Origin of the sequence: Stutzerimonas stutzeri (genome assembly GCF_002890915.1) — a bacterium.
Taxonomy (GTDB): domain Bacteria; phylum Pseudomonadota; class Gammaproteobacteria; order Pseudomonadales; family Pseudomonadaceae; genus Stutzerimonas; species Stutzerimonas stutzeri_AF.
Map to the genome: position 1 here is coordinate 29,800 of NZ_POUT01000004.1, position 26,411 is coordinate 56,210.

At 64.7% G+C, this 26,411-nt stretch carries 24 protein-coding genes; 12 read left to right on the plus strand and 12 right to left on the minus strand.

Features of this window, described 5'->3' with window-relative positions:
* Positions 1–106: 106 nt before the first annotated feature.
* The 4 genes from acnD to CXK94_RS09215 form a co-directional block, all read right to left on the minus strand.
* Positions 107–2,710 (minus strand): Fe/S-dependent 2-methylisocitrate dehydratase AcnD, encoded by a 2,604-nt coding sequence (gene acnD, locus CXK94_RS09200; RefSeq protein ID WP_102894095.1) that lies wholly within the window; start codon positions 2,708–2,710, stop codon positions 107–109.
* Positions 2,711–2,785: 75 nt separating this feature from the next.
* Positions 2,786–3,913 (minus strand): bifunctional 2-methylcitrate synthase/citrate synthase, encoded by a 1,128-nt coding sequence (gene prpC, locus CXK94_RS09205; protein ID WP_102894096.1) that lies wholly within the window; start codon positions 3,911–3,913, stop codon positions 2,786–2,788.
* Between the two features lie 92 nt (positions 3,914–4,005).
* Positions 4,006–4,893, minus strand: coding sequence for a methylisocitrate lyase (gene prpB, locus CXK94_RS09210; protein ID WP_037037256.1), 888 nt, complete (start codon positions 4,891–4,893; stop codon positions 4,006–4,008).
* 3 nt (positions 4,894–4,896) lie between these two features.
* The gene (locus CXK94_RS09215; protein WP_102894097.1) at positions 4,897–5,616 is read right to left on the minus strand and encodes a GntR family transcriptional regulator; all 720 of its coding nucleotides are present in this window, start codon (positions 5,614–5,616) and stop codon (positions 4,897–4,899) included.
* Positions 5,617–5,896: 280 nt separating this feature from the next.
* On the opposite strand from CXK94_RS09215, the gene CXK94_RS09220 reads away from it, so the two are divergent.
* The 4 genes from CXK94_RS09220 to pabB all read left to right on the plus strand — a co-directional run bounded on the left by CXK94_RS09220 (position 5,897) and on the right by pabB (position 10,468).
* Positions 5,897–6,433 carry an ATP-dependent zinc protease gene (locus tag CXK94_RS09220; RefSeq protein ID WP_037037250.1) on the plus strand — a complete coding sequence of 179 codons (537 nt, stop codon included), beginning with the start codon at positions 5,897–5,899 and terminating at the stop codon, positions 6,431–6,433.
* Between the two features lie 5 nt (positions 6,434–6,438).
* Positions 6,439–7,965, plus strand: a complete 1,527-nt coding sequence (locus tag CXK94_RS09225) for an inactive transglutaminase family protein (RefSeq protein ID WP_102894098.1) — start codon at positions 6,439–6,441, stop codon at positions 7,963–7,965.
* Between the two features lie 3 nt (positions 7,966–7,968).
* Positions 7,969–8,952: an alpha-L-glutamate ligase-like protein gene (locus CXK94_RS09230; protein WP_102894099.1), complete on the plus strand. Its 984-nt coding sequence runs from the start codon at positions 7,969–7,971 to the stop codon at positions 8,950–8,952.
* Positions 8,953–9,127: 175 nt separating this feature from the next.
* Positions 9,128–10,468 carry an aminodeoxychorismate synthase component I gene (gene pabB, locus CXK94_RS09235; RefSeq protein ID WP_102894100.1) on the plus strand — a complete coding sequence of 447 codons (1,341 nt, stop codon included), beginning with the start codon at positions 9,128–9,130 and terminating at the stop codon, positions 10,466–10,468.
* Positions 10,469–10,539: 71 nt separating this feature from the next.
* On the opposite strand, the gene thrH is transcribed toward pabB, so the two are convergent.
* Entirely contained in the window at positions 10,540–11,157 is a 618-nt protein-coding gene (thrH, locus tag CXK94_RS09240) for a bifunctional phosphoserine phosphatase/homoserine phosphotransferase ThrH (protein WP_102894101.1), read from the minus strand.
* A 193-nt stretch (positions 11,158–11,350) separates the two neighbouring features.
* On the opposite strand from thrH, the gene CXK94_RS09245 reads away from it, so the two are divergent.
* Positions 11,351–12,085 (plus strand): phosphoadenylyl-sulfate reductase, encoded by a 735-nt coding sequence (locus CXK94_RS09245; protein ID WP_102894102.1) that lies wholly within the window; start codon positions 11,351–11,353, stop codon positions 12,083–12,085.
* A gap of 111 nt (positions 12,086–12,196) precedes the next feature.
* Here CXK94_RS09245 and cysB read toward each other — a convergent pair whose 3' ends face one another.
* Together cysB and CXK94_RS09255 are read right to left on the minus strand one after the other, a co-directional pair.
* Complete coding sequence (cysB, locus tag CXK94_RS09250; RefSeq protein WP_037037240.1) at positions 12,197–13,171, minus strand: HTH-type transcriptional regulator CysB; 975 nt, start codon at positions 13,169–13,171, stop codon at positions 12,197–12,199.
* Positions 13,172–13,345: 174 nt separating this feature from the next.
* On the minus strand, positions 13,346–14,296 hold the full coding sequence (locus CXK94_RS09255; RefSeq protein ID WP_102894103.1) for a putative 2-dehydropantoate 2-reductase: 951 nt from the start codon (positions 14,294–14,296) through the stop codon (positions 13,346–13,348).
* A 274-nt stretch (positions 14,297–14,570) separates the two neighbouring features.
* Here CXK94_RS09255 and CXK94_RS09260 point away from each other — a divergent pair, with 274 nt between their 5' ends.
* Positions 14,571–15,647, plus strand: a complete 1,077-nt coding sequence (locus CXK94_RS09260; protein ID WP_037037235.1) for a 3-deoxy-7-phosphoheptulonate synthase — start codon at positions 14,571–14,573, stop codon at positions 15,645–15,647.
* Between the two features lie 45 nt (positions 15,648–15,692).
* Here CXK94_RS09260 and CXK94_RS09265 read toward each other — a convergent pair whose 3' ends face one another.
* Positions 15,693–15,974, minus strand: coding sequence for a GNAT family N-acetyltransferase (locus tag CXK94_RS09265; RefSeq protein ID WP_102894104.1), 282 nt, complete (start codon positions 15,972–15,974; stop codon positions 15,693–15,695).
* A gap of 404 nt (positions 15,975–16,378) precedes the next feature.
* Here CXK94_RS09265 and CXK94_RS09270 point away from each other — a divergent pair, with 404 nt between their 5' ends.
* On the plus strand, positions 16,379–16,633 hold the full coding sequence (locus CXK94_RS09270; protein WP_003294452.1) for an Lpp/OprI family alanine-zipper lipoprotein: 255 nt from the start codon (positions 16,379–16,381) through the stop codon (positions 16,631–16,633).
* 80 nt (positions 16,634–16,713) lie between these two features.
* On the opposite strand, the gene CXK94_RS09275 is transcribed toward CXK94_RS09270, so the two are convergent.
* From CXK94_RS09275 to CXK94_RS09285, 3 genes are all read right to left on the minus strand, one after another.
* Positions 16,714–17,679 carry a L,D-transpeptidase family protein gene (locus CXK94_RS09275; RefSeq protein WP_102894105.1) on the minus strand — a complete coding sequence of 322 codons (966 nt, stop codon included), beginning with the start codon at positions 17,677–17,679 and terminating at the stop codon, positions 16,714–16,716.
* 68 nt (positions 17,680–17,747) lie between these two features.
* Positions 17,748–18,029: a hypothetical protein gene (locus CXK94_RS09280; protein WP_037037230.1), complete on the minus strand. Its 282-nt coding sequence runs from the start codon at positions 18,027–18,029 to the stop codon at positions 17,748–17,750.
* Between the two features lie 43 nt (positions 18,030–18,072).
* Positions 18,073–18,678 carry an arylesterase gene (locus CXK94_RS09285; RefSeq protein ID WP_037037229.1) on the minus strand — a complete coding sequence of 202 codons (606 nt, stop codon included), beginning with the start codon at positions 18,676–18,678 and terminating at the stop codon, positions 18,073–18,075.
* Positions 18,679–18,689: 11 nt separating this feature from the next.
* On the opposite strand from CXK94_RS09285, the gene CXK94_RS09290 reads away from it, so the two are divergent.
* From CXK94_RS09290 to CXK94_RS09310, 5 genes are all read left to right on the plus strand, one after another.
* On the plus strand, positions 18,690–19,391 hold the full coding sequence (locus tag CXK94_RS09290) for an ABC transporter ATP-binding protein (RefSeq protein WP_102894106.1): 702 nt from the start codon (positions 18,690–18,692) through the stop codon (positions 19,389–19,391).
* Positions 19,382–21,877, plus strand: a complete 2,496-nt coding sequence (locus CXK94_RS09295; protein WP_102894107.1) for an ABC transporter permease — start codon at positions 19,382–19,384, stop codon at positions 21,875–21,877. Before CXK94_RS09290 ends, CXK94_RS09295 begins: the two co-directional genes overlap by 10 nt.
* 39 nt (positions 21,878–21,916) lie before the next feature.
* Complete coding sequence (gene greB, locus CXK94_RS09300; RefSeq protein ID WP_102894108.1) at positions 21,917–22,414, plus strand: transcription elongation factor GreB; 498 nt, start codon at positions 21,917–21,919, stop codon at positions 22,412–22,414.
* A 404-nt stretch (positions 22,415–22,818) separates the two neighbouring features.
* Positions 22,819–23,757 carry a triacylglycerol lipase gene (locus CXK94_RS09305; protein ID WP_102894109.1) on the plus strand — a complete coding sequence of 313 codons (939 nt, stop codon included), beginning with the start codon at positions 22,819–22,821 and terminating at the stop codon, positions 23,755–23,757.
* 48 nt (positions 23,758–23,805) lie between these two features.
* On the plus strand, positions 23,806–24,828 hold the full coding sequence (locus CXK94_RS09310; RefSeq protein WP_102894110.1) for a lipase secretion chaperone: 1,023 nt from the start codon (positions 23,806–23,808) through the stop codon (positions 24,826–24,828).
* Positions 24,829–24,838: 10 nt separating this feature from the next.
* On the opposite strand, the gene CXK94_RS09315 is transcribed toward CXK94_RS09310, so the two are convergent.
* Positions 24,839–26,251, minus strand: coding sequence for a transglycosylase SLT domain-containing protein (locus CXK94_RS09315; RefSeq protein ID WP_102894111.1), 1,413 nt, complete (start codon positions 26,249–26,251; stop codon positions 24,839–24,841).
* Between the last annotated feature and the right edge of the window lie 160 nt (positions 26,252–26,411).

Consider the following 26,411-nt stretch of genomic DNA (forward strand, 5'->3'; position numbering starts at 1 on the left):
TGTCCTCATGAAGCTGCGCCACCGGACGGCAGCGCAGGAATGAAATGTCGCTGCTCCGCACGCGCCCCACGGACAAGCCGCGGAGCGCGTGCTGAGCGGGCGTGACTCAGGCCTGGCCGAGGAAATCCTTGGCAAACCGCTGCAGCACGCCACCGGCCTGGTAGACGCTGACTTCGGCTGCGGTGTCGAGACGGCAAGTGACTGGCACGCGGGTCTCTTCACCGTTCTTGTGGTGAATGACCAGGGTCAGGTCGCAACGCGGCGACAACGCACCCTCGATGTCGTAGGTCTCGGTACCGTCCAGGCCGAGGGTCAGGCGGGTGGTGCCCGGCTTGAACTCGACCGGCAGCACACCCATGCCGACCAGGTTGGTGCGGTGGATGCGCTCGAAGCCTTCGGCGACGATCACCTCCACACCGGCCAGGCGTACGCCCTTGGCCGCCCAGTCGCGCGAGGAGCCCTGGCCGTAGTCGGCACCGGCGACGATGATCAGGTTCTGCTTGCGGTTCATGTAGGTTTCAATGGCTTCCCACATGCGCATGACCTGGCCTTCCGGCTCGACGCGCGCCAGCGAACCCTTCTTCACCTCGCCGTCGACCACGGCCATCTCGTTGACCAGCTGCGGGTTGGCGAACGTGGCGCGCTGGGCGGTCAGGTGGTCGCCGCGGTGGGTGGCGTAGGAGTTGAAGTCCTCCTCCGGCAGGCCCATCTTCGCCAGGTATTCGCCGGCCGCGGAGCTGGCCAGGATGGCGTTGGACGGCGACAGGTGGTCGGTGGTGATGTTGTCCGGCAGGATCGCCAGCGGGCGCATGCCCTTGAGCGTGCGTTCGCCAGCCAGCGCGCCTTCCCAGTACGGCGGGCGGCGGATGTAGGTGGACATCGGGCGCCAGTCGTACAGCGGGCTCTTGGCTTCCTCGATGCTACCCAGGTCGAACATCGGGATGTAGACCTGCTTGAACTGCTCCGGCTTGACCGAGGCGGCGACGATGGCGTCGATCTCCTCGTCGCTCGGCCAGAGGTCCTTCAGGGTGACCGGGTGGCCGTTCTTGTCGGTGCCCAGCACGTCCTGCTCGATATCGAAGCGCACGGTGCCAGCGATGGCATAGGCCACCACCAGCGGCGGCGAGGCCAGGAAGGCCTGCTTGGCGTACGGGTGGATACGGCCGTCGAAGTTGCGGTTGCCCGACAGTACCGCCGTGGCATACAGGTCCCGATCGATGATCTCCTGTTGGATCTTCGGATCCAGTGCACCGGACATGCCGTTACAGGTGGTGCAGGCATAGGCGACGATGCCGAAGCCGAGCTTCTCCAGTTCCGGCAGCAGGCCGGCTTCCTCCAGGTACAGCTTGGCCACCTTGGAGCCCGGGGCGAAGGAGGTCTTCACCCACGGCTTGCGTACCAGGCCCAGCTCGTTGGCCTTCTTCGCCAGCAGACCGGCGGCGACCACGTTGCGCGGGTTGGAGGTATTGGTGCAGCTGGTGATGGCGGCGATGATCACCGCGCCATCCGGCAACAGGCCTTCGGCCTCTTCGGCACGCGCGGCGGCCAGCTTGGACTCGTCCGCGATGCCGCGCTCGTGCAGTGCCGAGGTCGGCAGGCGCTTGTGCGGGTTGCTCGGGCCGGCCATGTTGCGCACGACGCTGGACAGGTCGAATTCGAGCACGCGCTCGTACTCGGCGCCTTCCAGGGCAGTCGCCCACAGCCCGGTTTCCTTGGCGTACTGTTCGACCAGGGCAACCTGCTCCGGCTCGCGACCGGTCAGCCTGAGGTAGTCGAGGGTCTGCTGGTCGATGTAGAACATCGCCGCGGTGGCGCCGTATTCCGGGCACATGTTGGAGATGGTCGCGCGGTCGCCGATGGACAGGCTGTCGGCGCCTTCGCCGAAGAACTCGACCCAGGCCCCGACCACACGCTCCTTGCGCAGGAACTCGGTCAGCGCCAGGACGATATCGGTGGCGGTGATGCCCGGCTGGCGCTTGCCAGTCAGCCGCACACCGATTATGTCGGGCAGGCGCATCATCGAAGGCAGGCCGAGCATCACGGTCTCGGCCTCGAGGCCGCCGACGCCGATGGCGATCACGCCCAGTGCATCGACGTGCGGCGTGTGTGAATCGGTGCCCACGCAGGTGTCCGGGAAGGCTACGCCGCCGCGGGCCTGGATCACCGGGGACATCTTCTCCAGGTTGATCTGGTGCATGATGCCGTTGCCGGCGGGGATCACGTCGACGTTCTTGAACGCGGTCTTGGTCCACTCGATGAAGTGGAAACGATCCTCGTTGCGGCGCTCCTCGACGGCACGGTTCTTCTCGAAAGCCTGCGGATCGAAGCCGGCATATTCCACCGCCAGCGAGTGGTCGACGATCAGCTGGGTCGGCACCACCGGATTGACCTTGGCCGGGTCGCCGCCCTGCTCGGCGATCGCGTCACGCAGGCCGGCGAGATCGACCAGCGCGGTCTGCCCGAGGATGTCATGGCAGACCACGCGCGCCGGGTACCAGGGGAAGTCCAGATCGCGCTTGCGCTCGATGATCTGCTTGAGCGAATCGGTCAGCGCGGCCGGCTCGCAGCGCCGCACCAGCTGTTCGGCCAGCACGCGGGAGGTATAGGGCAGCTTGTCGTAGGCGCCCGGCTGGATCGCTTCGACCGCCTCGCGGGTGTCGAAGTAGTCAAGCTGGGTGCCGGGCAGAGGTTTGCGGTGTTCTGTATTCATGCCGGAAGAACTCAATCCAGTAATGTTCCGAGGAGCAAGGCAGGGGGCGTCCGCTCACGGGCGCCCCTCTTCCGATCAGCGTTCGGCGATCGGCACGACCTTGCGCTGCTCCGGACCGATGTAATCGGCGCTCGGCCGAATGATCCGGTTGTTGCTGCGTTGTTCGAACACATGGGACGCCCAACCGGTAACGCGCGAGCAGACGAAGATCGGCGTGAACAGCTTGGTGGGGATGCCCATGAAGTGGTAGGCGGAGGCGTGGTAGAAGTCGGCGTTGGGGAACAGCTTCTTCTGCTCCCACATGGTCTCGTCGACGGCAACCGACACCGGATAGAGCACGCTGTCGCCCACTTCGTCGGCGAGCTTCTTGGCCCAGACCTTGATCACCTCGTTGCGCGGATCGGAGACGCTGTAGATCGCGTGACCGAAGCCCATGATCTTGTCCTTGCGCGCCAGCATGCCAAGGATGCCTTCGCGAGCCTCTTCCGGGCTCTTCCACTGCTCGATCATGTCCATCGCCGCTTCGTTGGCGCCGCCGTGCAGCGGGCCGCGCAGCGAGCCGATGGCACCGGTCACGCAGGAATAGAGATCGGACAGGGTCGAGGCACAGACCCGCGAGGTGAAGGTCGAGGCGTTGAACTCGTGCTCGGCGTAGAGGATCAGCGAGACGTTCATCACCTTGACGTGCAGGTCGCTCGGCTTCTTGCCATGCAGCAGCGCGAGGAAGTGCCCGCCCAGGGTGTCTTCGTCGCTGGTGCAATCGATGCGCACACCCTCGTGGGTGAAGCGGTACCAGTAGCACATGATCGCCGGGAAGGCGGACATCAGGCGCTCGGCGACGTCACGCTGCTGGTCGAAGCTGAGCTCCGGCTCCAGCGTGCCGAGCACGGAAGCGCCGGTCCGCATGACGTCCATCGGGTGGGCGCTGGCCGGGATGCGCTCGAGCACTTCCTTCAATGCCTGCGGCAGGTCGCGCATGGTCTTCAGGCGATTCTTGTAGGCCGCCAGTTGCTCCACGGTGGGCAGTTCACCGTAGAACAGCAGATAGGCAACCTCTTCGAAATCGCACTCGGCCGCCAGGTCGCGGACGTCGTAGCCACGGTACGTCAGCCCGGCGCCGGTCTTGCCGACGGTGCACAGGGCGGTCTGTCCAGCAATCTGACCGCGCAGGCCCGCACCGCTCAATACTTTTGCTTCAGCCATTGCTATCTCCTTCTTGGATTTGTTGTGGATACTGCAAATCACGTCGAAAAATGGATCGGAAAAAACCCGAGGGCAAATCGGGATTGGCTCAGTCAGCTTTTCTTCTGGGCGAACAGCGCATCGAGATGCTGCTCGAAGGCGTGGTAGTTGATGCGATCGTAGAGTTCCATGCGGGTCTGCATGGTATCGATCACGTTCTTCTGGGTGCCGTCACGGCGCAGCGCGGTATAGACATTCTCGGCCGCCTTGTTCATGGCGCGGAAGGCCGACAGCGGATACAGCACCAGCGACACATCGACGCTGGCCAGCTCCTCGGTGGTATACAGCGGCGTCGCGCCGAACTCGGTGATGTTGGCCAGGATCGGCGCCTTCACACGGTCGGCGAAGGTCTTGTACATGGCCAGTTCGGTGATGGCCTCCGGGAAGATCATGTCGGCGCCCGCCTCGATGCAGGCGGCGGCGCGATCCAGCGCGGCGTTCAGGCCTTCCACGGCCAGCGCGTCGGTGCGCGCCATGATCACGAAGCTGTCGTCGGTGCGCGCATCCACCGCCGCCTTGATGCGGTCGACCATCTCCTGCTGGGAGACGATCTCCTTGTTCGGGCGATGGCCGCAGCGCTTGGCGCCGACCTGATCCTCGATGTGGATCGCCGCCGCGCCGAACTTGATCATCGACTTGACGGTACGCGCCACGTTGAACGCCGAGGAGCCGAAACCGGTGTCCACGTCCACCAGCAGCGGCAGATCGCAGACGTCGGTGATGCGGCGCACATCGGTCAGCACGTCGTCGAGCCCGGTGATACCCAGGTCAGGCAGGCCCAGCGAACCGGCCGCGACACCGCCGCCGGACAGGTAGATAGCCTTGAAGCCGGCGCGCTTGGCCAGCAGCGCATGATTGGCATTGATCGCACCGACGACCTGCAGCGGATGCTCACTGGCCACGGCGTCACGGAAACGCTGACCGGCGGTAGGAAGAGTCATGCATTACCCCTTTATGTGTGGTGTTTGCTCTAGAGCGCTACTGAAGTGGCGCTCGACGTTGCGCTTGGAAGCGGCGATATGGCGGCGCATCAGCAGCTCCGCCAGCTCGCCATCGCGGTCGGCGATGGCGTCGAGGATTCGATGGTGTTCGGCGAAGGCCTGATGCGGCCGGTTCGGCGTGGTGGAGAACTGGATGCGGTACATGCGCACCAGTTGATAGAGCTCGTCGCAGAGCAGCTTGGCCAGCGTGCGATTGCCGCTGCCCTGGATGATCCGGTAGTGGAAATCGAAATCGCCTTCCTGCTGGTAATAGCCGACACCGGCCTGGAACGCTTCATCGCGCTCGTGCGTGCTCAGCACACGGCGCAGGTCGTCGATCTCGGCCTCGCTCATACGCTCGGCCGCGAGGCGACAGGCCATGCCCTCCAGGGATTCGCGGATCTCGTAGAGCTCGATCAGCTCGGCATGGCTGAGCGAAACCACCCGCGCCCCCACATGGGGCACGCGCACCAGCAGCTTCTGGCCTTCCAGCCGATGGATCGCCTCGCGCAGCGGCCCACGGCTGATGCCATAGGTCCGCGCCAGCTCCGGCTCGGAGATCTTGCTACCCGGGGCGATGTCACCCTTGACGATCGCCGCCTGGATCAGGCGAAACACGTGCTCGGATAGCGTTCCGCTGTCCAGCTGCTGCGTGCTCGGTGGGAGTTCGAGTGAATCCAGCATGATTGTCGACACTTGAGCTTCTCGATGCGGTGAAATTACGCCACGAATCCCGTATCGTCAATTCATCACCCCATGGATTGTCGACAATATAACTAAAGTCGTAGCCGAACCCATTGGCAGCATGCAGCAGGATGGCAGGCTCCGATGCTGTCGCGACCCCGAAACTGCCATGCTAGAATGCCGGCCTTTCGCAGCGTCGGCGCCCGCCTGCTGCCGCAATCAAAGCGCATGGGCCGAGCTCCGGCCACTCCGATCCTCACTCCTCAAGACATCAGGTTTCATGAGAGTCAAAGCCTACTCCCTGCTGCTCTGCGCACTTCTCTTGCCTGTTACCAGCCCGGCTGCCGAGAAAGCCATCTATGGCCTGACGGAACATGTGGCGCTGCCGGATTTCGGTCTCGAGGTAGCCGCCAAGCTCGATACCGGCGCACAGACCGCCTCGCTGAGTGCGCGCGACGTCACCCGCTTCAAGCGCGGCGGCGAATCCTGGGTGCGTTTCTATCTGGCCCTGGACAGCGCCCATACCCACCCTATAGAACGTCCGCTGGCACGCATCAGCAAGATCAAGCGCCGCGCCGGCGACTTCGATCCGGAAGAAGAAAAGACCTACACCGCACGGCCGGTCATCGAACTCGATCTGTGCATGGGCAAGGCAAAACGCACCATAGAAGTGAACCTCACGGACCGTACCGCTTTCCAATACCCGCTCCTGATCGGTTCCGACGCGCTTAGCCGCTTCGGCGCCCTGGTCGATCCAAGTCGCACCTACATTGCCGGCAAGCCCGGCTGCCTCAACGAATCCGACGCTGACGAGTAATACCCATGCGCGCTCTCACTCTGCATCTGAAAATCCTGATCTTCCTGCTCGTCGCCCTGGGAATTTCGATCACGGCCTACCAGATCTTCATCCTCGGCATTCCGGTCACCGAGGATGAAACCGATGACCTGTGGAACATCGACGCCAAGGTCGAGTTCCAGGCCAGCCCGCGCGAGCCGGTCAAGCTGCAGATGTACGTGCCGCCGCTGAACCAGGAATTCGTCAGCCTCAACGAAAGCTTCATTTCCAACAACTACGGCGTCAGCGTCAACCGCGTCGACGGCAACCGACGCGTGACCTGGTCGGCGCGTCGCGCCAGCGGCAACCAGACGCTCTACTACCGCCTGGTGCTGACCAAGCGCTACAGTGGCGAGCAGACCAAGGCCAGCGGCCCGATCTTCCGCGACAGCATCCCGGTCGAAGGCGCCGAGAAGATCGCCGCCGAAGCCCTGCTCTCCCCCATCCGCCAGCACTCGGCGGACGTCGAAACCTTCATCAGCGAAGCCATCAAGCGAGCCAACAACCCGAACGACGACAACGTCAAGCTGCTGCTGGGCGGCGACGCCTCCATCGCGAACAAGGCACGCGTCGTCGAGCTGCTGTTGTCCATCGCGCACGTGCCGATGGAGCGCGTGCACACCATCCGCCTGAACGCCGATCAGCCGCAAACGCCGGAGCTCTGGCTGCGCAGCTTCAACGGTGACAAATGGCTGTACTTCAATCCCGGCACCGGCGAACAGGGCCTGCCGACCGATCGCCTGGTCTGGTGGACCGGCGACGAGCCGCTGGTCACGCTGGAAGGCGGCCGCAACCAGCAGGTCACCTTCACCCTGAACAACAGCGAGATGAACGCCATCCGCCTGGCGAAGCTGACCGACGAGAATACCGACGCGGACTTCCTCGAATACTCGCTCTATGGCCTGCCGCTGCAGACCCAGCAGACCTACCAGATCATGATCATGATCCCGATCGGCGTGCTGGTGATCCTGATCCTGCGCAACCTCGGCGGCCTGCAGACCCTCGGCACCTTCACCCCGGTGCTGATCGCCCTGGCCTTCCGCGAAACCCAGATCGGTTTCGGCATCATCCTGTTCACGCTGATCACCGCACTCGGCCTGTCGCTGCGCTCGTACCTGGAACACCTCAAGCTGCAGATGCTGCCACGCCTGTCGGTGGTGCTGACCTTCGTCGTGGTGCTGATCGCGGTGATCAGCCTGCTCAGCCACAAGCTCGGCCTCGAGCGCGGGCTGTCGGTGTCGCTGTTCCCGATGGTGATCCTGACCATGACCATCGAGCGCCTGTCCATCACCTGGGAAGAGCGTGGCGGCGGCCATGCCTTCAAGGTCGCGGTCGGCACGCTGATCGCCGCAAGCCTGGCCTTCATGCTGATGAACATCCGGGAGCTGACTTACTTCATCTTCACCTTCCCGGCCGTGCTGCTGATCATGGTGGGCTTCATGCTGGCGATGGGTCGCTACCGCGGCTACCGCCTGACCGAGCTGTTCCGCTTCAAAGCCTTTCTGAAGGATTGAGCCATGTTCGGTCTGATCAAGACGTGGAAGGCCCTGGAAGCCAAGGGCATCATGGGCATCAACCGCCGCAACGCGGATTACGTGCTCAAGTACAACAAGCGCAGCCTGTACCCGATCGTCGATGACAAGATCATCACCAAGCAGCGCGCGATCGAGGCCGGCATTCACGTGCCGGAGATGTACGGCATCATCGAGACCGAAAAGGACATCGACAAGCTCAAGGACATCGTCAAGGACCACACCGACTTCGTCGTCAAGCCGGCCCAGGGCGCTGGCGGCGACGGTATCCTGGTGATCGCCGACCGCTTCGAGGGGCGCTACAAGACCGTCTCCGGGAAGATCATGACCCACGAGGAGATCGAGCATCAGATCTCCAACATCCTCACCGGCCTGTACTCCCTCGGCGGCCACCGCGACCGTGCGCTGATCGAGTACCGCGTGACGCCCGACCCGATCTTCAAGAGCATCAGCTACGAAGGCGTACCGGACATCCGCATCATCGTGCTGATGGGCTACCCGGTCATGGCCATGCTGCGCCTGCCCACCCGCCAGTCCGGCGGCAAGGCCAACCTGCACCAGGGCGCCATCGGCGTCGGCGTGGACCTGGCCACCGGCATCACCCTACGCGGCACCTGGCTGAACAACAAGATCTCCAAGCACCCCGACACCACCAATGCCGTGGACGGCGTACAGCTGCCCAACTGGGACGGCTTCATGAAGCTGGCCGCCGGTTGCTACGAGCTGTGCGGGCTCGGCTACATCGGCGTCGACATGGTGCTCGACCAGGACAAGGGCCCGCTGATCCTCGAACTCAACGCGCGCCCCGGCCTGAACATCCAGATCGCCAACGACTGCGGCCTCACCCACCGGGCGCACGCGGTGGAAAACCGGTTGGCGGAGCTCAAGGCGAAAGGTATCCAGGAAACGGTCGAGGAGCGGGTGAAATTCGCCCAGGAGCTCTTCGGACATATTCCGGCGCATGCCTGAATGACTCGCAGCGAGCTGGGCCCGATTTCTGCAATGGAACGGGCCTTCGAGCGTAGGAGCCCGGAGGAACGCCGAGTCCTTGCCGGCGATCGACGGGCGTCATTGCAACTGGATCGCCAGCAAGCTGGCTCCTACAACAAGCGCTTATGCTTCACAAACACCTAGACCCCAGCCCATGCCCACCTGCACGCTGCACGCCCTGCCCTATCGAGCCGACCCCGGCCACTGGTTCGAGCGCATACGTCACGCGCCCGGCGCGGTGCTGCTGGACTCGGGCCGCCCCAATGCCGAACGCGGCCGCTTCGACATCCTGAGCGCCTGGCCGCTGGAGCTGCTCGAACCAGGCCCCGCTGAACCCGCCAGCGCATACTTTCAGCGCCTGCGCCAGGCCCTGCAGCGACTCGGCCCGGCCAGCGTTCCCGAAAGCTGTGAAGTACCCTTCGCCGGCGGCCTGATCGGGCTGCTGAGCTACGATTTCGGCAAGCGCTTGGAAACCCTGCCGCATCAGGCGAAGAACGACACCGGCCTGCCTTTGGCACGCCTCGGGCTCTATGGCTGGGCACTGATCAGCGATCACCATCGGCAAAGCAGCCAGCTGGTGTTCCATCCGGCGACGACAGCAGCCGAGCGCCAGCGCCTGATCGACGTGTTCGATTCAGCCGTCGCCGGCGAGCACGCGCCGTTCGAGCTGCGCGGTCGTTTCACCGCCGACCTCTCGGCCGACGACTATCGCCGCGCCATCGAACGTATCCAGGCCTACATCCAGGCCGGCGACTGCTATCAGGTCAATTTCACCCAGCGCTTTCGCGCCGCGTGCAGCGGCGACGCCTGGACGGCCTATCGTGCACTGCGGGCGGCCTGTCCGACACCCTACGCCGGCTTCGTCACGCTGGAGGATGGCGCCATCGCCAGCCTCTCCCCCGAGCGCTTCCTGCGCCTGAGCCGCGGCGAAGTGGAGACCCGCCCGATCAAGGGCACCCGCCCCCGCGGCCACGACGAGCGCAGCGACGCCGCACAGGCACAGGCGCTGCTTACCAGCGAAAAGGATCGCGCCGAAAACCTGATGATCGTCGACCTGTTGCGCAATGATCTCGGCCGCAGCTGCCGGATCGGCAGCGTACGCGTGCCGGAGCTGTTCACACTGGAAAGCTACCCCAACGTGCATCATCTGGTGAGCTGCGTCACCGGGCAGCTGGCCGACGGCAAGGACGCCTTCGACCTGCTGGCAGGCAGCTTCCCCGGCGGCTCGATCACCGGGGCGCCGAAGATTCGCGCCATGCAGATCATCGACGAACTGGAGCCCACCTGCCGCTCCATCTATTGCGGCTCGCTGCTGTATGTCGATGTCAGGGGCGAAATGGACAGCTCCATCGCCATTCGCACGCTGCTCATCCAGAAGGAGCACGCCAGCTGCTGGGGCGGCGGCGGCATCGTCGCCGACTCCGACTGGCAGGCGGAATACCAGGAGTCGATCGACAAGGTGAGCATTCTGCTGAGAACGCTGGAGGCGCTTTAAGCTGGAAGCTGTGAGCGTCAGGTTTGCAGAGGCCTGGGTCAAGGCTTAGCTTCAGGCTTCCAGCTGCTTTTTTAAAGCGCCAGCTTGCGGTTGGAGGCCTTGATGAACTCCTGCTTGAGCGCGTCGAAGGTGTGCACCGCCGGGAACTGCGGGAATTCGGCGATGACATTGTCCGGCGCATGGAACAGGATGCCGGCATGGGCTTCGCCGAGCATGGTGGTGTCGTTGTAGGAGTCGCCAGCTGCGATCACACGGTAGTACAGGCTCTTCAGGGCGATGACCGACTGGCGCTTGGGGTCCTTCTGGCGCAGCTGGTAATCCACCACGCGGTCCGATTCGTCGGTGATCAGGCGATGGCAGAGCAGCGTCGGGAACCCCAGCTGGCGCATCAGCGGTTGCGAGAATTCGTAGAAGGTGTCCGACAGGATCACCACCTGGAAGCGTTCGCGCAGCCAGCCGACGAACTCCACCGCGCCCTCCAGCGGCTTCAAGGTGGCGATGACCTGCTGGATGTCGGACAGCTTCAGGCCATGCTCGTCGAGGATACGCAGGCGCTGCTTCATCAGCACGTCATAGTCGGGAATGTCCCGCGTGGTCGCCCGCAGCGACTCGATTCCGGTGGCCTCGGCAAAGGCGATCCAGATTTCCGGAACCAGCACACCTTCCAGGTCGAGACAGGCTATTTCCACGGGCCACTCCTCAAAGCAGAAAATTGAAGGCGGCACTCTAACGGCACGGCGCGGGCGAAGCAACGCAAGGCTTATACCCTAAACAGCTGATTGACGTACCCAAACGTTATTTAGCGGCATAAACCGCTTTTGTTACCATCCGCGACCTCAGAGCGCCGAAGCGCCGCACGCCCTATATGAAGGAAGCCGCCCGATGAGCCCAGCTATCGACGTCGCCGCATTGGCCGCCGCCTATGCCGACAAGTCCCCGCAAGACGTCCTCAAACTCGCCTTCGACCTGTTCGGCGACGAGTTGTGGATCTCGTTCAGCGGCGCCGAGGACGTGGTGCTGGTCGACATGGCCTGGAAACTGAACAGGAACGTCAAGGTATTCACCCTCGACACCGGGCGCCTGCACAGCGAAACCTACCGTTTCATCGAGCAGGTACGCGAGCACTACGGCATCGCCATCGAAATCATGACGCCGGACCCGGCGCTGCTGCAGCCGCTGGTCAGCGAGAAAGGCCTGTTCAGTTTCTACCGCGACGGCCATGGCGAATGCTGCGGCATCCGCAAGATCGAACCGCTACGCCGCAAGCTCGCCAATGTCCGCGCCTGGGCGACCGGCCAACGTCGCGACCAGAGCCCCGGCACGCGCAGCCAGGTCTCGGTGCTGGAAGTCGACACGGCCTTCTCCACACCGGAAAACACCCTGTACAAGTTCAATCCCCTGGCGCAAATGACCAGCGAGGAGGTCTGGGGATACATCCGCATGCTCGAGCTCCCCTACAACAGCCTGCACGAACGCGGCTTCATCAGCATCGGCTGCGAACCCTGCACCCGCCCGGTGCTGCCCAACCAGCACGAGCGCGAAGGCCGTTGGTGGTGGGAAGAAGCCACCCATAAGGAATGCGGGCTGCATGCAGGCAACCTGATCGCGAAAAGCTGAGAAGGCGGGACGCTCAGGCAAGGCCCACACGCTGGGCTTCAGCGCTGCGCCCCTCAACCCAACCTACCATCCGCAGATTTGAGCTGAGTGCAGCCCAACGCGCGGCAACGCTCAGTAAGTCGGCAACACCACATCGTCGAACAGCTCGTCCAGCTCTGCCTTGTTCCGGCACTGGATGGCTTTCTCCAGCATTTCACGGTTCAGATGCGGGGCGAACTGCTGGATGAAATCGCACATGAAGCCACGCAGGAAGGTACCGCGCCGGAAGCCGATCTTGGTCACGCTGGACTCGAACAGCTCGCTGGCATCCAGCACCGCCAGGTCGCTGTCGAGCTTGGCATCCACCGCCATGCGCGCGACGATCCCCACACCCAGCCCAAGCCGTACGTAGGTCTTGATCACGTCGGCGTCGGCTGCAGTGAACACCACTCGGGGCGACAATCCCCGGTGACCGAACGCTTCGTCGAGCTTCGAACGGCCGGTGAAGCCGAACACGTAGGTTACGATCGGATGCTCGGCCAGCGCCTCGAGCGTAAGCTTTTCCAGTTTCGCCAACGGATGCCCCTGGGGCACGATCACGCAGCGGTTCCAGCGGTAGCACGGCATCATCACCAGGTCGCCGAACAACTCCAGCCCCTCGGTGGCGATGGCGAAATCGACCGTTCCGTCGGCGGCCATCTCCGCAATCTGCATCGGCGTGCCCTGGTGCATGTGCAGGGAAACGTCCGGGTACTGCTTGATGAAACTGCTGATCACCTGGGGCAGCGCATAGCGCGCCTGGGTGTGGGTCGTGGCGATGCTCAGCGTGCCCTTCTTCTCGTTGGAGAACTCCTGGGCGATCTGCTTGATGCTTTCGCACTTGCGCAGGATCTCGCCCGCCGTGGTGATGATCCGCTCCCCCGCCGGCGTCACACGGGTCAGGTGCTTGCCACTGCGGGCGAAGACCTCGACGCCGAGCTCATCCTCCAATAGACGTATCTGCTTGCTGATGCCGGGTTGCGAAGTGAAAAGGCTCTGCGCTGTTGCCGAAACATTGAGGTCATGGTGCGCCACTTCCCAGATGTAACGCAGTTGCTGAAGCTTCATAGAAATCCCTCAAAAGGCACACCGCTGCGCCTGCCGCCATTCTTATAACTATATGAACGGTTCTTCACTAGAAGATAGATCTTTTTACCGATTTTGTTATGCGATCCTGCCAGACAGGTTGTCGCGCCTGGCAAGCATGAGCTTAGCAGGGCTATGTAATCTGCACCGAGCCACTCAGCCCCGGCCGCGCGCCTCGACGAAGCGCAGCGCGTGGTACAGCAGCTCGGTCCTGGGCATCGCGACACCCACCTCGGCCGCCGCCGCCAGTGGCGCGGCATAGATGGCATCGAGTTCCATCGGACGCCCGTGCACATGATCGTGATACATGCTGGGCAGGTAGTCCGCCATTCGCGCCGTACCCAGCAGCAGCTTTTCCGGCAGCCCCTCGGGCAGCGAAAGCCCTCGGGCCCGCGCCGCGTCACAGACTTCCTGCATGATGGCCTTGATCTGCTCGCGGCTGTCGGCATTGCCGATCAAGGCCTCGGTCCCGGCATCGAGCAGCGCCGACAGCCCGTTGAAGGGTACGTTCCACACCAGCTTCAGCCAGCGCGCCTGCTCCAGGCTCGGCATCGCCGAGGAGTCCACACCGGCCTTTCTGAACATCTCGACGATCTGGTTCAGCAGCGCGGCGCGTGCCTCGTCATCCGCCGGGCCCGAATGATAGCCGAGATTCACCCCGCCCAACGCCTGGTGCTCCACCACCCCCGGGGCCGAGCGATGGGCGCAGATCGCGCAAAGCCCACCCAGCAGGTGGACGTCCGCCGGCAATTGCGGACGCAGGGCGTCTTCCACAGCCAGCCCGTTCTGCAGCAACACCACCTTGCAATCCGGGGCCGCCGCCTGGGCGATCAGCGGGGCCAGGACCTGGTTGCTCGTGCTCTTGGCGCCGACCAGCAGCCAGTCGCACGGCGGCATCTGCGCGGCATCGCGATAGATCTGCGGGCGCGCCAGGAGCAACGGTCCGTGTACCGCGCTGTTCACCCGCAAGCCATGCTCGGCGACCGCGGCATACTCGCTGCGCAACAGGAAATGCACATCGTAGCCGGCACGCGCCAGTATCAGCCCGTAGAAACCGCCGATGGCACCGGTACCGATGATTCCAATACGTGGATTTGCTGCAGTCATATGCGCTCCATGGCAGGACATGGTTGCCGCGCGGGCGCCAACCGATTGAAAAACCGAACGATAGCAGACCGGACACCTGGCACAGGAGGCTCCTCGCCGCCATTGGCGGCCGACACCGGAGAATGGCAGGAGATGTGCCGCCATACGCCATCAATCTCGTTGTCGAGCCCGCTCAATAGCGCTAAGGTTCCGTTTCCCCGCTGCGCCCCTATGCTCTGCTCCGCCGCACCGGGATGGCTGGCGGACGGCTCCCGCGACCTCTGACGAGTAACAAATGGCTGATTTACCCATCGACGACCTAAACGTTGCCTCCAACGTGACCCTGATCACGCCGGAGCAACTGAAGCGTGAACTCCCGCTGACCGCCTCGGCATTGCAGACCGTTTCCCACGGGCGCCAGGTCGTCCGCGACATTCTCGACGGCAAGGACCACCGCCTGTTCCTGGTGATCGGCCCCTGCTCCATCCACGACCTCAAGGCGGCGCACGAATATGCCGAGCGCCTCAAGGTACTGGCGGAAAAGGTATCCGACAGCCTGTTCCTGGTCATGCGGGTGTACTTCGAGAAGCCTCGCACCACCGTCGGCTGGAAAGGCCTGATCAACGATCCGTACATGGACGATTCGTTCAAGATCCAGGACGGCCTGCACATCGGCCGCAAACTGCTGCTCGACCTGGCCGAAATGGGACTGCCCACCGCGACGGAAGCCCTCGACCCGATCTCCCCGCAGTACCTGCAGGACCTGATCAGTTGGTCGGCCATCGGCGCGCGCACCACCGAATCCCAGACCCACCGCGAAATGGCCTCGGGCCTGTCCTCGGCGGTCGGCTTCAAGAACGGCACCGACGGCAGCCTGACCGTGGCGATCAATGCACTGCAATCGGTTTCCAGCCCGCACCGCTTCCTCGGCATCAACCAGGCCGGTGGCGTCTCCATCGTCACCACCAAGGGCAACAACTACGGCCACGTGGTTCTGCGCGGCGGCAACGGCAAGCCCAATTACGATTCGGTCAGCGTCGCGCTGTGCGAGCAGGAGCTGAACAAGGCCGGTATCCGCCCGAACATCATGATCGACTGCAGCCACGCGAACTCGAACAAGGATCCCGCACTGCAACCGCTGGTGATGGACAACGTCGCCAACCAGATCCTCGAAGGCAACGACTCCATCGTCGGCCTGATGGTCGAAAGCCATCTCGGCTGGGGCAACCAGCCGATTCCCAAGGACCTTTCCGAGCTGAAGTACGGGGTCTCCATCACCGACGCCTGCATCGACTGGGAAACCACCGAGAAGGCGGTCATGAGCATGCACGACAAGCTCAAGGACGTGCTGCCCGGACGACAGCGCGGCTGAAACGAAAAAAACGCCGGTTCACCGGCGTTTTTTTCAGGAGTTGCGCTAGGTCTTCTCCGGCTTCGGGCGGTTGCGTTCGATGTAGCGCTCCACATAGGAGCACGAAGGAATCACGCTATAGCCTTCGCGCTCGGCATACTCCAGCGCGTGCTGCGCGAGCACCCCGGCGATACCGCGGCCGCGCAGGGCATCCGGAACGAAGGTGCGGTACATATCCAGTGTCTGCTTGCCCAGATCCATGTAGGCCAGGTACGCGCAATGGCCATCGACGATGGCCTCGAAGCGGTGCCCGGCCCGGTCATGGCGAACGCTAACCTTGTCGCTCATTTCGACTCCTCAGCAGGATTCCCCTGTCTTCTTGTTCTTGCCTGCCGGCTCGCACGGCCCTTTGGCACACGAGTGGGGTAATGCAAACGCCGGTGAAAATACCTTTTCTACCTGTTTCGACAGATTTCGGCCAGCGTCTTGCAAACAAACATTAACATCAGGCGCAGCGGGAACTTTTAACCGCCAGGACGATCTGGCATTGATGAGACTTGCCTTTGGGCAGACCGCGCTGGGTATTTTTTATACAACTTCTCGAACATGAGAGCCAAAGCAACGGCAGTTTGAAAAAAAACCTGTAGCGCCCCTGCCAGCTCAGTTTACTTAGGCAAAGTTATAGGTAGTATGTGCGCGCAAACTTTCCATATCGGAAGTTGCTTTATGGATTTCCACCTAAGGGGAACAAGATGAACAACGTTCTGAAATTCTCTGCTCTGGCTCTGGCCGCAGTTCTGGCTACCGGTTGCAGCAACAGCATGACCAAAGAAAGCGAAGCTCGCCTGACCGCGACCGAAGACGCTGCCGCCCGCGCCCAGGCCCGTGCCGACGAAGCCTACAGCAAAGCCGACGAAGCCCTGGCCGCCGCTCAGAAGGCTCAGCAGACCGCTGACGAAGCCAACGAGCGTGCTCTGCGTATGCTGGAACGCGCCAGCCGCAAGTAAGCTTGCAGAAATGAAAAAAGCCGACCTGCATGCAGGTCGGCTTTTTTTATGGGCGTTCGTTCGGCTTCGACGAGCAGGAATCAGAACAGCTGATCCTCATGAGCGACTACTTGAGTTCGCTGCTCGGCAATCTGGATCGGCAAGCCATCTTCTCCGGCGATGATCTCGCGCACCATCTCCCAGTCGAGGTGCAGATTGCCGAGCGTATCGTCACGCTTGAGCAGCGTATTGATGACCACTGCATGCTTGTCCATCAGCGTGAGCGTCTTGGTTTCGTCGTCTTCCAGCGGCGCATGGGCCTCCAGGTAAACCTTGCCGTCGCTCACACCAAACTTGTAAGGCTCGTCGATGATGCGCACCGGCGTGCCCACCTTGACCATCTTCGCCAATTCCAGAACGTTGTGATTGAGCATGCGGAAACAGCCATGGCTGACGCGCATGCCAATGCCGAACTTCTTGTTCGAGCCATGAATCAGGTAACCCGACAGCGCCAGGTTCATTTTGTATGGCCCCAGGGGATTGTCCGGCCCGGGCGGCACCACGCTGGGCAGCGGATCGCCGTCGGCGGCATGCTCGTCGCGGATCGACTGCGGCGGATACCAGGCGGGGTTGCTGGTCATCGCGGAAATCCGCGTGGTGCCAACCGGGGAGCCCCAGCCCTCGCGACCGATACCGAGGGGATAGGTATGCACCACGCTCTCGCCCTGCGGATAGTAGTACAGGCGATACTCGGCAAGGTTGATCACCACACCCTCGCGCGGCCCCGACGGCAGGATGAAGCGCGTCGGCAGGATGATGTCCGTGCCCTCGCCCGGCAGCCAGGGATCGACGCCCGGGTTCGCCGCCACCAGTTCCAGATAGCCGAGGTCGTAGGTTTCACCGATGGCGGCGAAGGTGTCTTCGTACTTGGCCTTGATGACTTGGATCTGACCCACGACATCGTCGCCCTCGGGTGGCAGCGGCAATTCGAGAGCAGCACCGGGGCCTGCCCAGAACAATGCAGCGAATGACAAACAGGAAGCGACCGCAGACGCGCGCGAGAGCATTCAGAAAATCCTTGAACATGGATCATGGAGGAGGTGGCCATTGTACTTGAAGCCACGCAAGCCGTGAGCTACCAGGCGAGCACGGCAGACGGAAGGCCCTTGCGCCGCGCCTCCAGCAACTGCCGGCAGCTCGGGCACAGGCGCCGGTCCTTCAGCGTGGCGCGCTCGAGCTCCTGCCAGCGCGGCTGCGCCGGCAGCAGGCCGCCGCACAGCGTACGGTCCGCGTTGCCGCTCAGTTCCAGTTGCCGCAACGCCAGGTGCAGGCGATTCTCGCGGCAGGCGAACAGGTCGAACTGCTCGTCCGGCACGATGAGTCGATAAGCGTAAAGGGTCCTGGTTGAGCGCGACATCTGAGGCTCCAATCGAGGGCGCGACAGTAGCTGCGCGCACGCCTCAAAGCAAGGGTTCGAGCACCGGCCAGACGGTCTCCAGCAAACGCACCTGCGCCTCGGCCGTCGGGTGGATGCCATCGGCCTGCATCATGCCGTCGACTCCACCCACGCCTTCGAGCAGAAAAGGCACGTAGGCCACCGCTTTTTCCTGCGCCAGCGAGTCGAACGCGTCGGCGAAAGCACGGGTGTAGCGTTGCCCCAGATTGGGCGGCATGCGCATCCCCAGCAACAGAACCTCGGCGCCGGCTTCGCGGGCCCGGTCGATCATGCCGGCAAGATTCTGTTTCAATTGCGCGGGGGGCTGGCCGCGCAGGCCGTCGTTGCCGCCCAACTCGAGAATCACCACATCCGGACGATGTTCATCGAGCAGCGGGGCCAGCCTGGCGAGCCCGCCGGCCGTGGTGTCGCCGCTGATCGAGGCATTCACCACGCGGCGTGCGCCATCCCTCTCGGCAAGCCGTTCCTGCAGCAAATGCACCCAACCCTGGCTGGTTTCCAGGCCGAAAGCGGCGCTGATACTATCCCCGACCACCAACACGGATCCGGCCAGGGCTCCCTGAGCCCAGAGCAGCAGCGCCAGAACCCCGCCTTTCAGCCACCTATGCATCGGACTCTCCCTTGAACGCCAGCATTCTCAACGCCCGGCACCTTAGCAAAGTGGTCCCCAGCGCGGAAGGCGAGCTGAGCATCCTTGCCGACCTCTCTCTGGAACTGGACAAAGGCGACAGCCTGGCCATCGTCGGTACCTCCGGCTCCGGCAAGTCCACCCTGCTCGGCCTGCTCGCCGGCCTCGACCTGCCGAGTTCGGGCGAAGTGCACCTGGCCGGCCACGCACTCACGCAACTCGACGAGGACCAGCGCGCCCGCGTGCGCGCCGAGCACGTCGGTTTCGTCTTCCAGTCCTTCCAGTTGCTCGACAGCCTGAACGCGCTGGAGAACGTCATGTTGCCGCTGGAGCTCGAAGGCCGTCGCGACGCCCAGGCCCGCGCCAGCGAATTGCTGGAGCGGGTCGGCCTCGGCGCACGCCTGCACCATCACCCGCGCCAATTGTCCGGCGGCGAGCAGCAGCGCGTCGCCCTGGCGCGCGCGTTCGCCGCGGAGCCCGACGTCCTGTTCGCCGACGAGCCCACCGGCAACCTGGACAGCCACACCGGCGCGCACATCACCGAACTGCTGTTCGAACTCAATCGCGAGCGTGGCACCACCCTGGTCCTGGTCACCCACGACGAGCGGCTGGCGCAGCGCTGCCATCGCCTGCTGCGCCTGGAAGGCGGCCGGCAGGTCGACACCAGGCCTGCCGAACGAGCCGTATGCCAATGACCCGCCTGCCGCTCCTGGCCCTGCGGCAACTGCTGCGCGATACCCGCGCCGGCGAGTTGCGGGTACTGTTCTTCGCCCTGCTGGTCGCGGTGGCGGCCAGTACCGCCATCGGCTATTTCAGCGCACGGCTGAACGGCGCCATGCTACTGCGCGCCAGCGAATTCCTCGGTGCGGATCTGGTCCTCAGCGGCAGCGCCCCCGCCGCACCCGGGCAGCTCGAAGCCGGCCTGCGCCGCGAACTCGAACATGCGCAGGTGGTGGAATTTTCCAGCGTGATCGCCACCGACGAGGCGCTACAGCTCGCCAGCGTCAAGGCGGCCGACAGCCGCTACCCGTTGCGCGGCTCGCTGCGCAGCGCAGCCCAGCCCTACCAGGCCGAAGAAACCACCGCCGGCCCCGGCCCGGGCGAAGCCTGGGCCGAGGCCCGGCTGTTCGCCGCCCTCGGCCTGGCGATCGGCGACCGCATCGAGGTCGGCAGCAAGGCGCTGCGCCTGACCCGCGTGCTGACCTACGAGCCGGACCGGGTCGGCGACTTCTACAGCCTCACGCCGCGGGTACTGATGCACCTCGACGACCTGGCCGCCACCGGCGTCGTCCAGCCCGGCAGCCGGGTGCGCTACCGCGAACTCTGGCGCGGCGAAGGCGAGGCGCTGGCCGCCTACCAGCGCGAATTGAAAACCGGCCTGCAGGCGCACCAGCGCATCGAGACCGCCAGCGACAGCAACCGACAGATCGGCGGCGCCCTGAGCCGCGCCGAACGCTACCTGAACCTGGCCAGTCTGGCAGCGATCCTCCTGGCCGGGGTTGCCGTCGCCCTCTCGGCCGCCCGCTTCGCCGCCCGCCGTTTCGATGCCAGCGCCCTGCTGCGTTGCCTCGGACTCTCCCGCCGCGACACCCTGCTGCTGTATGCCCTGCAACTGGCCATGCTCGGCCTGCTGGCCAGCCTGGCCGGCGCGCTGCTCGGCTGGATCGCCCAGCATGGCCTATTCTTTCTCTTGCGCGACCTGCTGAACCAGGAAATCCCCCCAGGCGGGCTCTGGCCGGCCGTCGCGGGCATCGCCACCGGCCTGGTGGCCCTGGCGGGCTTCGCCTTGCCGCCGCTCGCCGCCCTCGGCCGGGTGCCGCCGCTGCGCGTTCTGCGCCGCGACCTGCTGCCCGTGCCGCCCAGCGCCTGGCTGGTCTACGGCGCGGCGATCCTGGCCCTCGGTCTGATCATGTGGCGCCTGAGCCTGGACCTGAAGATCACCCTGGCCCTGCTCGGCGGCGGCCTGCTCGCCACGCTGCTGCTGGGCGGTTCGCTGTTGCTGGGCCTGAAGGGCGCGCGGCGCCTGCTAGCCGGCGCCGCGCTGAGCTGGCGGCTCGGCCTGGGCCAGCTCCTGCGCCATCCGCTGGCGGCCGCCGGACAGGCGCTGGCCTTCGGCCTGATCCTGCTGGCCATGGCGTTGATCGCACTGTTGCGCGGCGAACTGCTGGACACCTGGCAGGACCAATTGCCGGACGACGCCCCCAACCATTTCGTACTCAACGTGCTGCCGGCCGAGAAGGATGCCTTCGCCGAGCGCATCGCCGCCCTGTCCGACCGCGCCGCGCCGCTGTACCCGGTGGTTCCCGGGCGCCTGGTGGCGATCAACGGCGAGCCGGTGCGCCAACTGGTCAGCAAGGACTCCCAGGGCGAACGGGCCATCCGCCGCGATCTCAGCCTGACCTGGGCGGCCGAGCTGCCGAAGGACAATCGGCTGGCCGCCGGGCAGTGGTGGAACGCGCGCGGGCAGACGGAGCTGCCCGGCGTCTCGGTGGAAGCCGAGCTGGCCGAGAGCCTGGGACTGAAGCTGGGCGACCAGCTGCGTTTCAGCGTCGGCGGCCTCGACCGCGAAGCGCTGGTGGGCAGCCTGCGCGAGGTCAACTGGGACAGTTTCCAGCCGAACTTCTACATGATCTTCGAGCCCGGCACCCTGCAGGACATGCCCGCCACCTACATGACCAGCTTCCACCTGCCGCCCGGCAAGGACCGCGAACTGGTCGAGCTGGCGCGCGCCTTCCCTTCGGTCACCCTGCTGCAGGTCGAGGCCCTGCTCGCGCAACTGCGCAGCATCCTCGCGCAGGTTTCCCTGGCAGTGGAATATGTGCTGCTATTCGTGCTGGCAGCGGGGCTCGCCGTGCTGTTCGCCGGCCTGCAGGCAACCCTGGACGAGCGCATCCGCCAGGGCGCGCTGCTCCGTGCGCTGGGTGCCGAGCGCCTCCTGCTGCTCAAGGCGCGACGTGCCGAATTCGGCCTACTCGGCGCCGCCAGCGGCCTGCTCGCCGCGCTCGGTTGCGAACTGGTCAGCGCCCTGCTCTACCACTATGCCTTCGATCTGCACTGGCAACCGCACCCCTGGTTGCTGCTGTTGCCCTTCCTCGGTGCCCTGCTGATCGGTAGCGCAGGCACCCTTGGCACGCGCCGGGCGCTGAACGCCAGCCCGCTGGCGGTGCTGCGCGAGAGCTGAGCAGGTAGAATCGGCGCTTTTCAGCCAAGCCGGAATCCCATGAGCCGCTACCGTCCGCCCCGCCCCGCTGGCACGCCGCTGATCACCCCCGAAGGCGAAGCGCGGCTGCGCGCCGAACTGCACGAACTCTGGCACGTCAAGCGCCCGCAGGTGACGCAGTCGGTAAGCGAAGCTGCGGCGCAGGGCGATCGCTCGGAGAACGCCGAATACACCTACGGCAAGAAGATGCTGCGCGAGATCGACAGCCGGGTGCGCTTTCTCAGCAAGCGCCTGGAAAAACTCAAGGTGGTCAGCGAGCGCCCCAGCGATCCGAACAAGGTGTATTTCGGCGCCTGGGTCACCCTGGAAGACGAAGACGGCGAACAGGCCCGCTACCGCATCGTCGGCCCCGACGAGCTGGACCTCAAGCAAGGCCTGATCAGCATCGACTCGCCCCTGGCGCGCGCCCTGGTGGGCAAGGTGCTGGATGCGGAAGTCCAGGTGCACACGCCCACAGGCGCGAAAACCTGGTACGTGGTCGCCATCGACTACCCGTGACCGAGCAGTTCTAATCCGACCAAACAGTCACGATATTCGCCGAAATATGCACTAAAAAGCGGGCTTACGCGCAAAAAAAACCAACAAACATCACTTTCCCACCCATAGCGCCGTTTCGCTCGGTAACAGGCGCGGCGGTAGCGAACCGGTTCACGGCTAGCCACTCATGGCAATCGGGCATCCTAGGGTCTATTGACGTTCATCGCGAGCCGCGTTGCTGCGCCAAATGGCGCCAGGCAAGGCGCGGCCGCAAATGAAGCGTCAACAGACCTTGAAGCGGTACGTTCCTGGCGACAGGGCCTGGCACGAATACTGCCTTTGCGCTGACGCAGTACGCGCCACGCGCGGTGACCCGGCAAGGGACTGCCCCACATGCCCGATTCACCTACCCAAAGAGTGCGTCCATGAACAACAACAAAACCTTGCTCGCCCTTTGTCTCGGCAGCGCCCTGGCGCTCAGCAGTCAGGCACAGGCTGCGACGGCCGGCTCCGGCTACACCGAAACCCGCTACCCCATCGTGCTGACCCACGGCATGCTCGGCTTCGACAGCCTGCTCGGCATCGATTACTGGTACGGCATCCCCACCGCGCTGCGCCGCGACGGCGCCCAGGTCTACGTCACCGAAGTCAGCCAGTTGAACACCACCGAGCTGCGCGGCGAAGAACTGCTGGCCCAGGTCGAGGAAATCGTCGCCATCAGCGGCAAGCCCAAGGTCAACCTGATCGGCCACAGCCATGGCGGGCCGACCGTCCGCTACGTCGCCGGGGTGCGCCCCGACCTCGTCGCTTCGGTGACCAGCGTCGGCGCGCCGCACAAGGGCTCTGACGTCGCCGACCTGTTGCGCCAGATCCCGGAAGGCTCCGCCGGCGAAACCATCGCCGCCGGCCTGGTCAATGCCATGGGCAGCCTGATCCACTTCCTGTCCGGCAGCCCGAGCAACGCCCCGCAGGACGCCCTGGGCTCGCTGGAATCGCTCAATAGCGAGGGCGCTGCGCGCTTCAATGCGAAGTTCCCCCAGGCCATACCGACCACCGCCTGCGGCGAAGGCGCCTACAAGGTCAACGGCGTGCATTACTACTCCTGGAGCGGCACCAGCCCGCTGACCAACCCGCTGGACATCAGCGACGCGATGATGGGCGCCGGCGCGCTGGCCTTCGACGGCCCCAACGATGGCCTGGTGGGGCGCTGCAGCTCGCACCTGGGCATGGTCATTCGCGACAACTATCGGATGAACCATCTCGACGAGGTCAACCAGGTCATGGGCCTCACCAGCCTGTTCGAAACCGACCCGGTCAGCATCTATCGCCAGCATGCCAACAGGCTGAAGAACGCCGGTCTCTAAACGCCTGGCCGGGACTGGCGATCCCGGCCGGCTCTCAGGACGTTGCCCATGAACAGATTCACCGTTCTGCTGGTTCTCGCCAGCGCGCTGGGCCTGGCCTTCATGCTGGGCCGATCCGAAACCACCGTCGAAGCGGATACCACCTCGCCAGCGCCCCCGGCACCGGCCGAAGCCGCCAGGCTCTCGGCACCGGCCGGCACACGAGCGCAAGACAAACGGATGCCCACGGCAAGCGACAGCCTGCCAGCCTCGCTCAAGGGCACCCGGATCGACGGCCGGTTCCGCCTGGATGCCGACGGCAACCTGGCCATCGATGGCGAAATTCGTCGGGTCTTCGATTACTTTCTCAGCACTCTCGGTGAAGAGCCGCTCAAGCACAGCCTCGAGCGCCTGCGCCGTTACATCGCCGCGCAGTTGCCCGAGCCCGCCGAAGGACAAGCCCTGGCCCTGTTGAAGCAGTACCTGGACTACAAGCGGCAGTTGCTCGAGCTGGAGGCGCACGTCCCCCGCAGCACCGACCTGCCGGCGATGCGCCAGCGCCTGACGGCGGTCCAGGCATTGCGTGCGCGGGTTTTCGAGCCGCCGGTGCATCAGGCTTTCTTCGGCCTGGACGAGGCCTACGACCGCTTCAGTCTGGAGCGCCTGGCGATCCGCCTCGATCCCGCCCTGGACAGTGCCGCCAAGGGCCGCGCCATCGATCGGCTGCGCGCCGGCCTGCCCGAAGGGTTGCAGGACCTGCTGCTGCCCCAGCTGCAGAGCGAACTGCGCGAACGCAGCGCCGCCCTGCAGGCTCGTGGCGGCAGCGCGGAGCAGCTCAGGCAGTTGCGCCAGCAACGGGTGGGCAGCGCCGCGGCCGAGCGCCTGGAAGCCCTGGACCGCCAGCGCCACGCCTGGCAGCAGCGGGTCGCCGCCTACCGGCGAGAGCGCCAGCGCATAGAAGCCAGCCGCGGGCTGGACGATAGCGACCGACAAGCGGCCATCGCGCAACTGGAGGCCGAGCATTTCGATGAAAGCGAGCGCCTGCGCCTGCTGGCCGCCGGACAACTGGCGCAAAGCCGGCCCGGGCAATGATCGCAGCGGATCAGTTGGCGGCGGTCTTGCGGTCGGCCTCCAGCAGGTAGCGCTCGCGCTGGTAGGCCAGGTAGTACTTGTTGACGCTGTTGACATAGGCCACCACGCCCATGCCGACCGTCTCCATGGCGATGCGCTCGACCTGGAAGAACCACTGATCGGGGTTGAGGCCGCGTCGCCGCGCTTCGGCGCGCATGCTCTGCACCCGCTGCGGCCCGAGGTTGTAGGCGGCCAGCACGAAGGCCATGCGTTCGCGCTCGTTCAGCCGCGGACTGGAGAAGAAGCTGCGCCGAATGCTCGCCAGGTATTTCGCGCTGGCCTGCACGTTATTGTCCAAACGCTGGATATCGCTCACGCCCATCGCCCGGGCCGTCGCCGGCGTGACCTGCATCAGCCCCGTGGCCCCGCCGGCACCGCGCGCGGCGGGATTGAGCGTGGACTCCTTGAATGCCAGGGCGGCCAGGTTCAGCCAGTCCAGCTCGATCTGTTCGGCATAGCGCTGCAGGGTCGGGCGCACCTTCTCCAGGCGCTGCCGGCCGATGCGATCGAGCGGCTGCTGCACCTTGTACAGCCGCCGGTAGACCCGCACGAAAGCCGCGTCCTGGTTGTCCGGCAGCGCATGCCCCTTGAGGAAGCGATCGGCGCTGGCGCGCAGCATGCTCGCCTCCTTGCGCACGAACCAGTGCATGCTGGCCTTGTCGCCAAGGCTCAGCTGTGGCTCGATGCGCAGCCTGGGCATGACCTTGCTCCAACGCTCGGCGATGGTCCGCTCCACCACGGTAGCCGGGTAGATGCCGGCGTGGACCATCTCCAGCACATCCTCCACCGCCAGGGTCGGATCGACCCACTCGGCGACGATCGGCGCCAGCTTGCGTTCCATCAGTTGCTTGTTGAGCCGTGCCAGCAGCGGTCCGGCGGCGCTGCCCGGCGGCAAGGCGAGGCTGCGCCCGGACAGCTGTTCCAGGCGCTGGTAGCGCGGACCACCCTGGCGGCCGACCAGCACCAGCGACACATCGCTGACCACCGGCCGGCTGCGGCTGATGCCTTTCATCCCGGCCAGCGGCAGCAGTTCGCCGGGCGCCACCAGGTCGCCCTCGCCGCGCTGCAAGGCGCCGAGCAGCTGGTCCTTGGCCTTGGGAATGATCTTCAGGGTGATGGTGCGCCCGGACGCGGCGTCGCGGTTCAGGTACTGTTCGAAGGCGCGCAGGCGTGCGTACTCGACGCCGATGGCCTCGCCCTTCACTTCACCCGCGCTGTTGCGGCTCTGGTTGACCAGCACCCGCAGCACGCCGCTGCGGCGGATCTCGGCCAGGTCACGTACCGCGGCCGTCGACTGCCAGGCCTCCGGCCCCGCCACCCGCGCGCTCGCGGTCACTGGCAACAGCGCCAGCAGGCAGAACAGAAGGGGTAGCAATCGTGACATGGAAGACGCACCGGACCGTAGACGAAGAGAATCCAATGCGGTGCTCCCTGCCGCAAAGGTGGCAAAGACTCTCACAGCACGGCGCTTCTGCCAATTTCACTTTCGATGGGTGGTTTAGCTATATATTCCATCCCGCTGTTTTCATTGAACATTCAGCATG

Bases quoted from the DNA above. Each gene is read 5' to 3' on its own strand.
- acnD (WP_102894095.1), bottom strand. From the start codon at position 2,710: ATGAATACAGAACACCGCAAACCTCTGCCCGGCACCCAGCTTGACTAC.
- prpC (WP_102894096.1), bottom strand. From the start codon at position 3,913: ATGGCTGAAGCAAAAGTATTGAGCGGTGCGGGCCTGCGCGGTCAGATT.
- prpB (WP_037037256.1), bottom strand. From the start codon at position 4,893: ATGACTCTTCCTACCGCCGGTCAGCGTTTCCGTGACGCCGTGGCCAGT.
- CXK94_RS09215 (WP_102894097.1), bottom strand. From the start codon at position 5,616: ATGCTGGATTCACTCGAACTCCCACCGAGCACGCAGCAGCTGGACAGC.
- CXK94_RS09220 (WP_037037250.1), top strand. From the start codon at position 5,897: ATGAGAGTCAAAGCCTACTCCCTGCTGCTCTGCGCACTTCTCTTGCCT.
- CXK94_RS09225 (WP_102894098.1), top strand. From the start codon at position 6,439: ATGCGCGCTCTCACTCTGCATCTGAAAATCCTGATCTTCCTGCTCGTC.
- CXK94_RS09230 (WP_102894099.1), top strand. From the start codon at position 7,969: ATGTTCGGTCTGATCAAGACGTGGAAGGCCCTGGAAGCCAAGGGCATC.
- pabB (WP_102894100.1), top strand. From the start codon at position 9,128: ATGCCCACCTGCACGCTGCACGCCCTGCCCTATCGAGCCGACCCCGGC.
- CXK94_RS09245 (WP_102894102.1), top strand. From the start codon at position 11,351: ATGAGCCCAGCTATCGACGTCGCCGCATTGGCCGCCGCCTATGCCGAC.
- cysB (WP_037037240.1), bottom strand. From the start codon at position 13,171: ATGAAGCTTCAGCAACTGCGTTACATCTGGGAAGTGGCGCACCATGAC.
- CXK94_RS09255 (WP_102894103.1), bottom strand. From the start codon at position 14,296: ATGACTGCAGCAAATCCACGTATTGGAATCATCGGTACCGGTGCCATC.
- CXK94_RS09260 (WP_037037235.1), top strand. From the start codon at position 14,571: ATGGCTGATTTACCCATCGACGACCTAAACGTTGCCTCCAACGTGACC.
- CXK94_RS09265 (WP_102894104.1), bottom strand. From the start codon at position 15,974: ATGAGCGACAAGGTTAGCGTTCGCCATGACCGGGCCGGGCACCGCTTC.
- CXK94_RS09270 (WP_003294452.1), top strand. From the start codon at position 16,379: ATGAACAACGTTCTGAAATTCTCTGCTCTGGCTCTGGCCGCAGTTCTG.
- CXK94_RS09275 (WP_102894105.1), bottom strand. From the start codon at position 17,679: ATGCTCTCGCGCGCGTCTGCGGTCGCTTCCTGTTTGTCATTCGCTGCA.
- CXK94_RS09280 (WP_037037230.1), bottom strand. From the start codon at position 18,029: ATGTCGCGCTCAACCAGGACCCTTTACGCTTATCGACTCATCGTGCCG.
- CXK94_RS09285 (WP_037037229.1), bottom strand. From the start codon at position 18,678: ATGCATAGGTGGCTGAAAGGCGGGGTTCTGGCGCTGCTGCTCTGGGCT.
- CXK94_RS09295 (WP_102894107.1), top strand. From the start codon at position 19,382: ATGCCAATGACCCGCCTGCCGCTCCTGGCCCTGCGGCAACTGCTGCGC.
- greB (WP_102894108.1), top strand. From the start codon at position 21,917: ATGAGCCGCTACCGTCCGCCCCGCCCCGCTGGCACGCCGCTGATCACC.
- CXK94_RS09305 (WP_102894109.1), top strand. From the start codon at position 22,819: ATGAACAACAACAAAACCTTGCTCGCCCTTTGTCTCGGCAGCGCCCTG.
- CXK94_RS09310 (WP_102894110.1), top strand. From the start codon at position 23,806: ATGAACAGATTCACCGTTCTGCTGGTTCTCGCCAGCGCGCTGGGCCTG.
- CXK94_RS09315 (WP_102894111.1), bottom strand. From the start codon at position 26,251: ATGTCACGATTGCTACCCCTTCTGTTCTGCCTGCTGGCGCTGTTGCCA.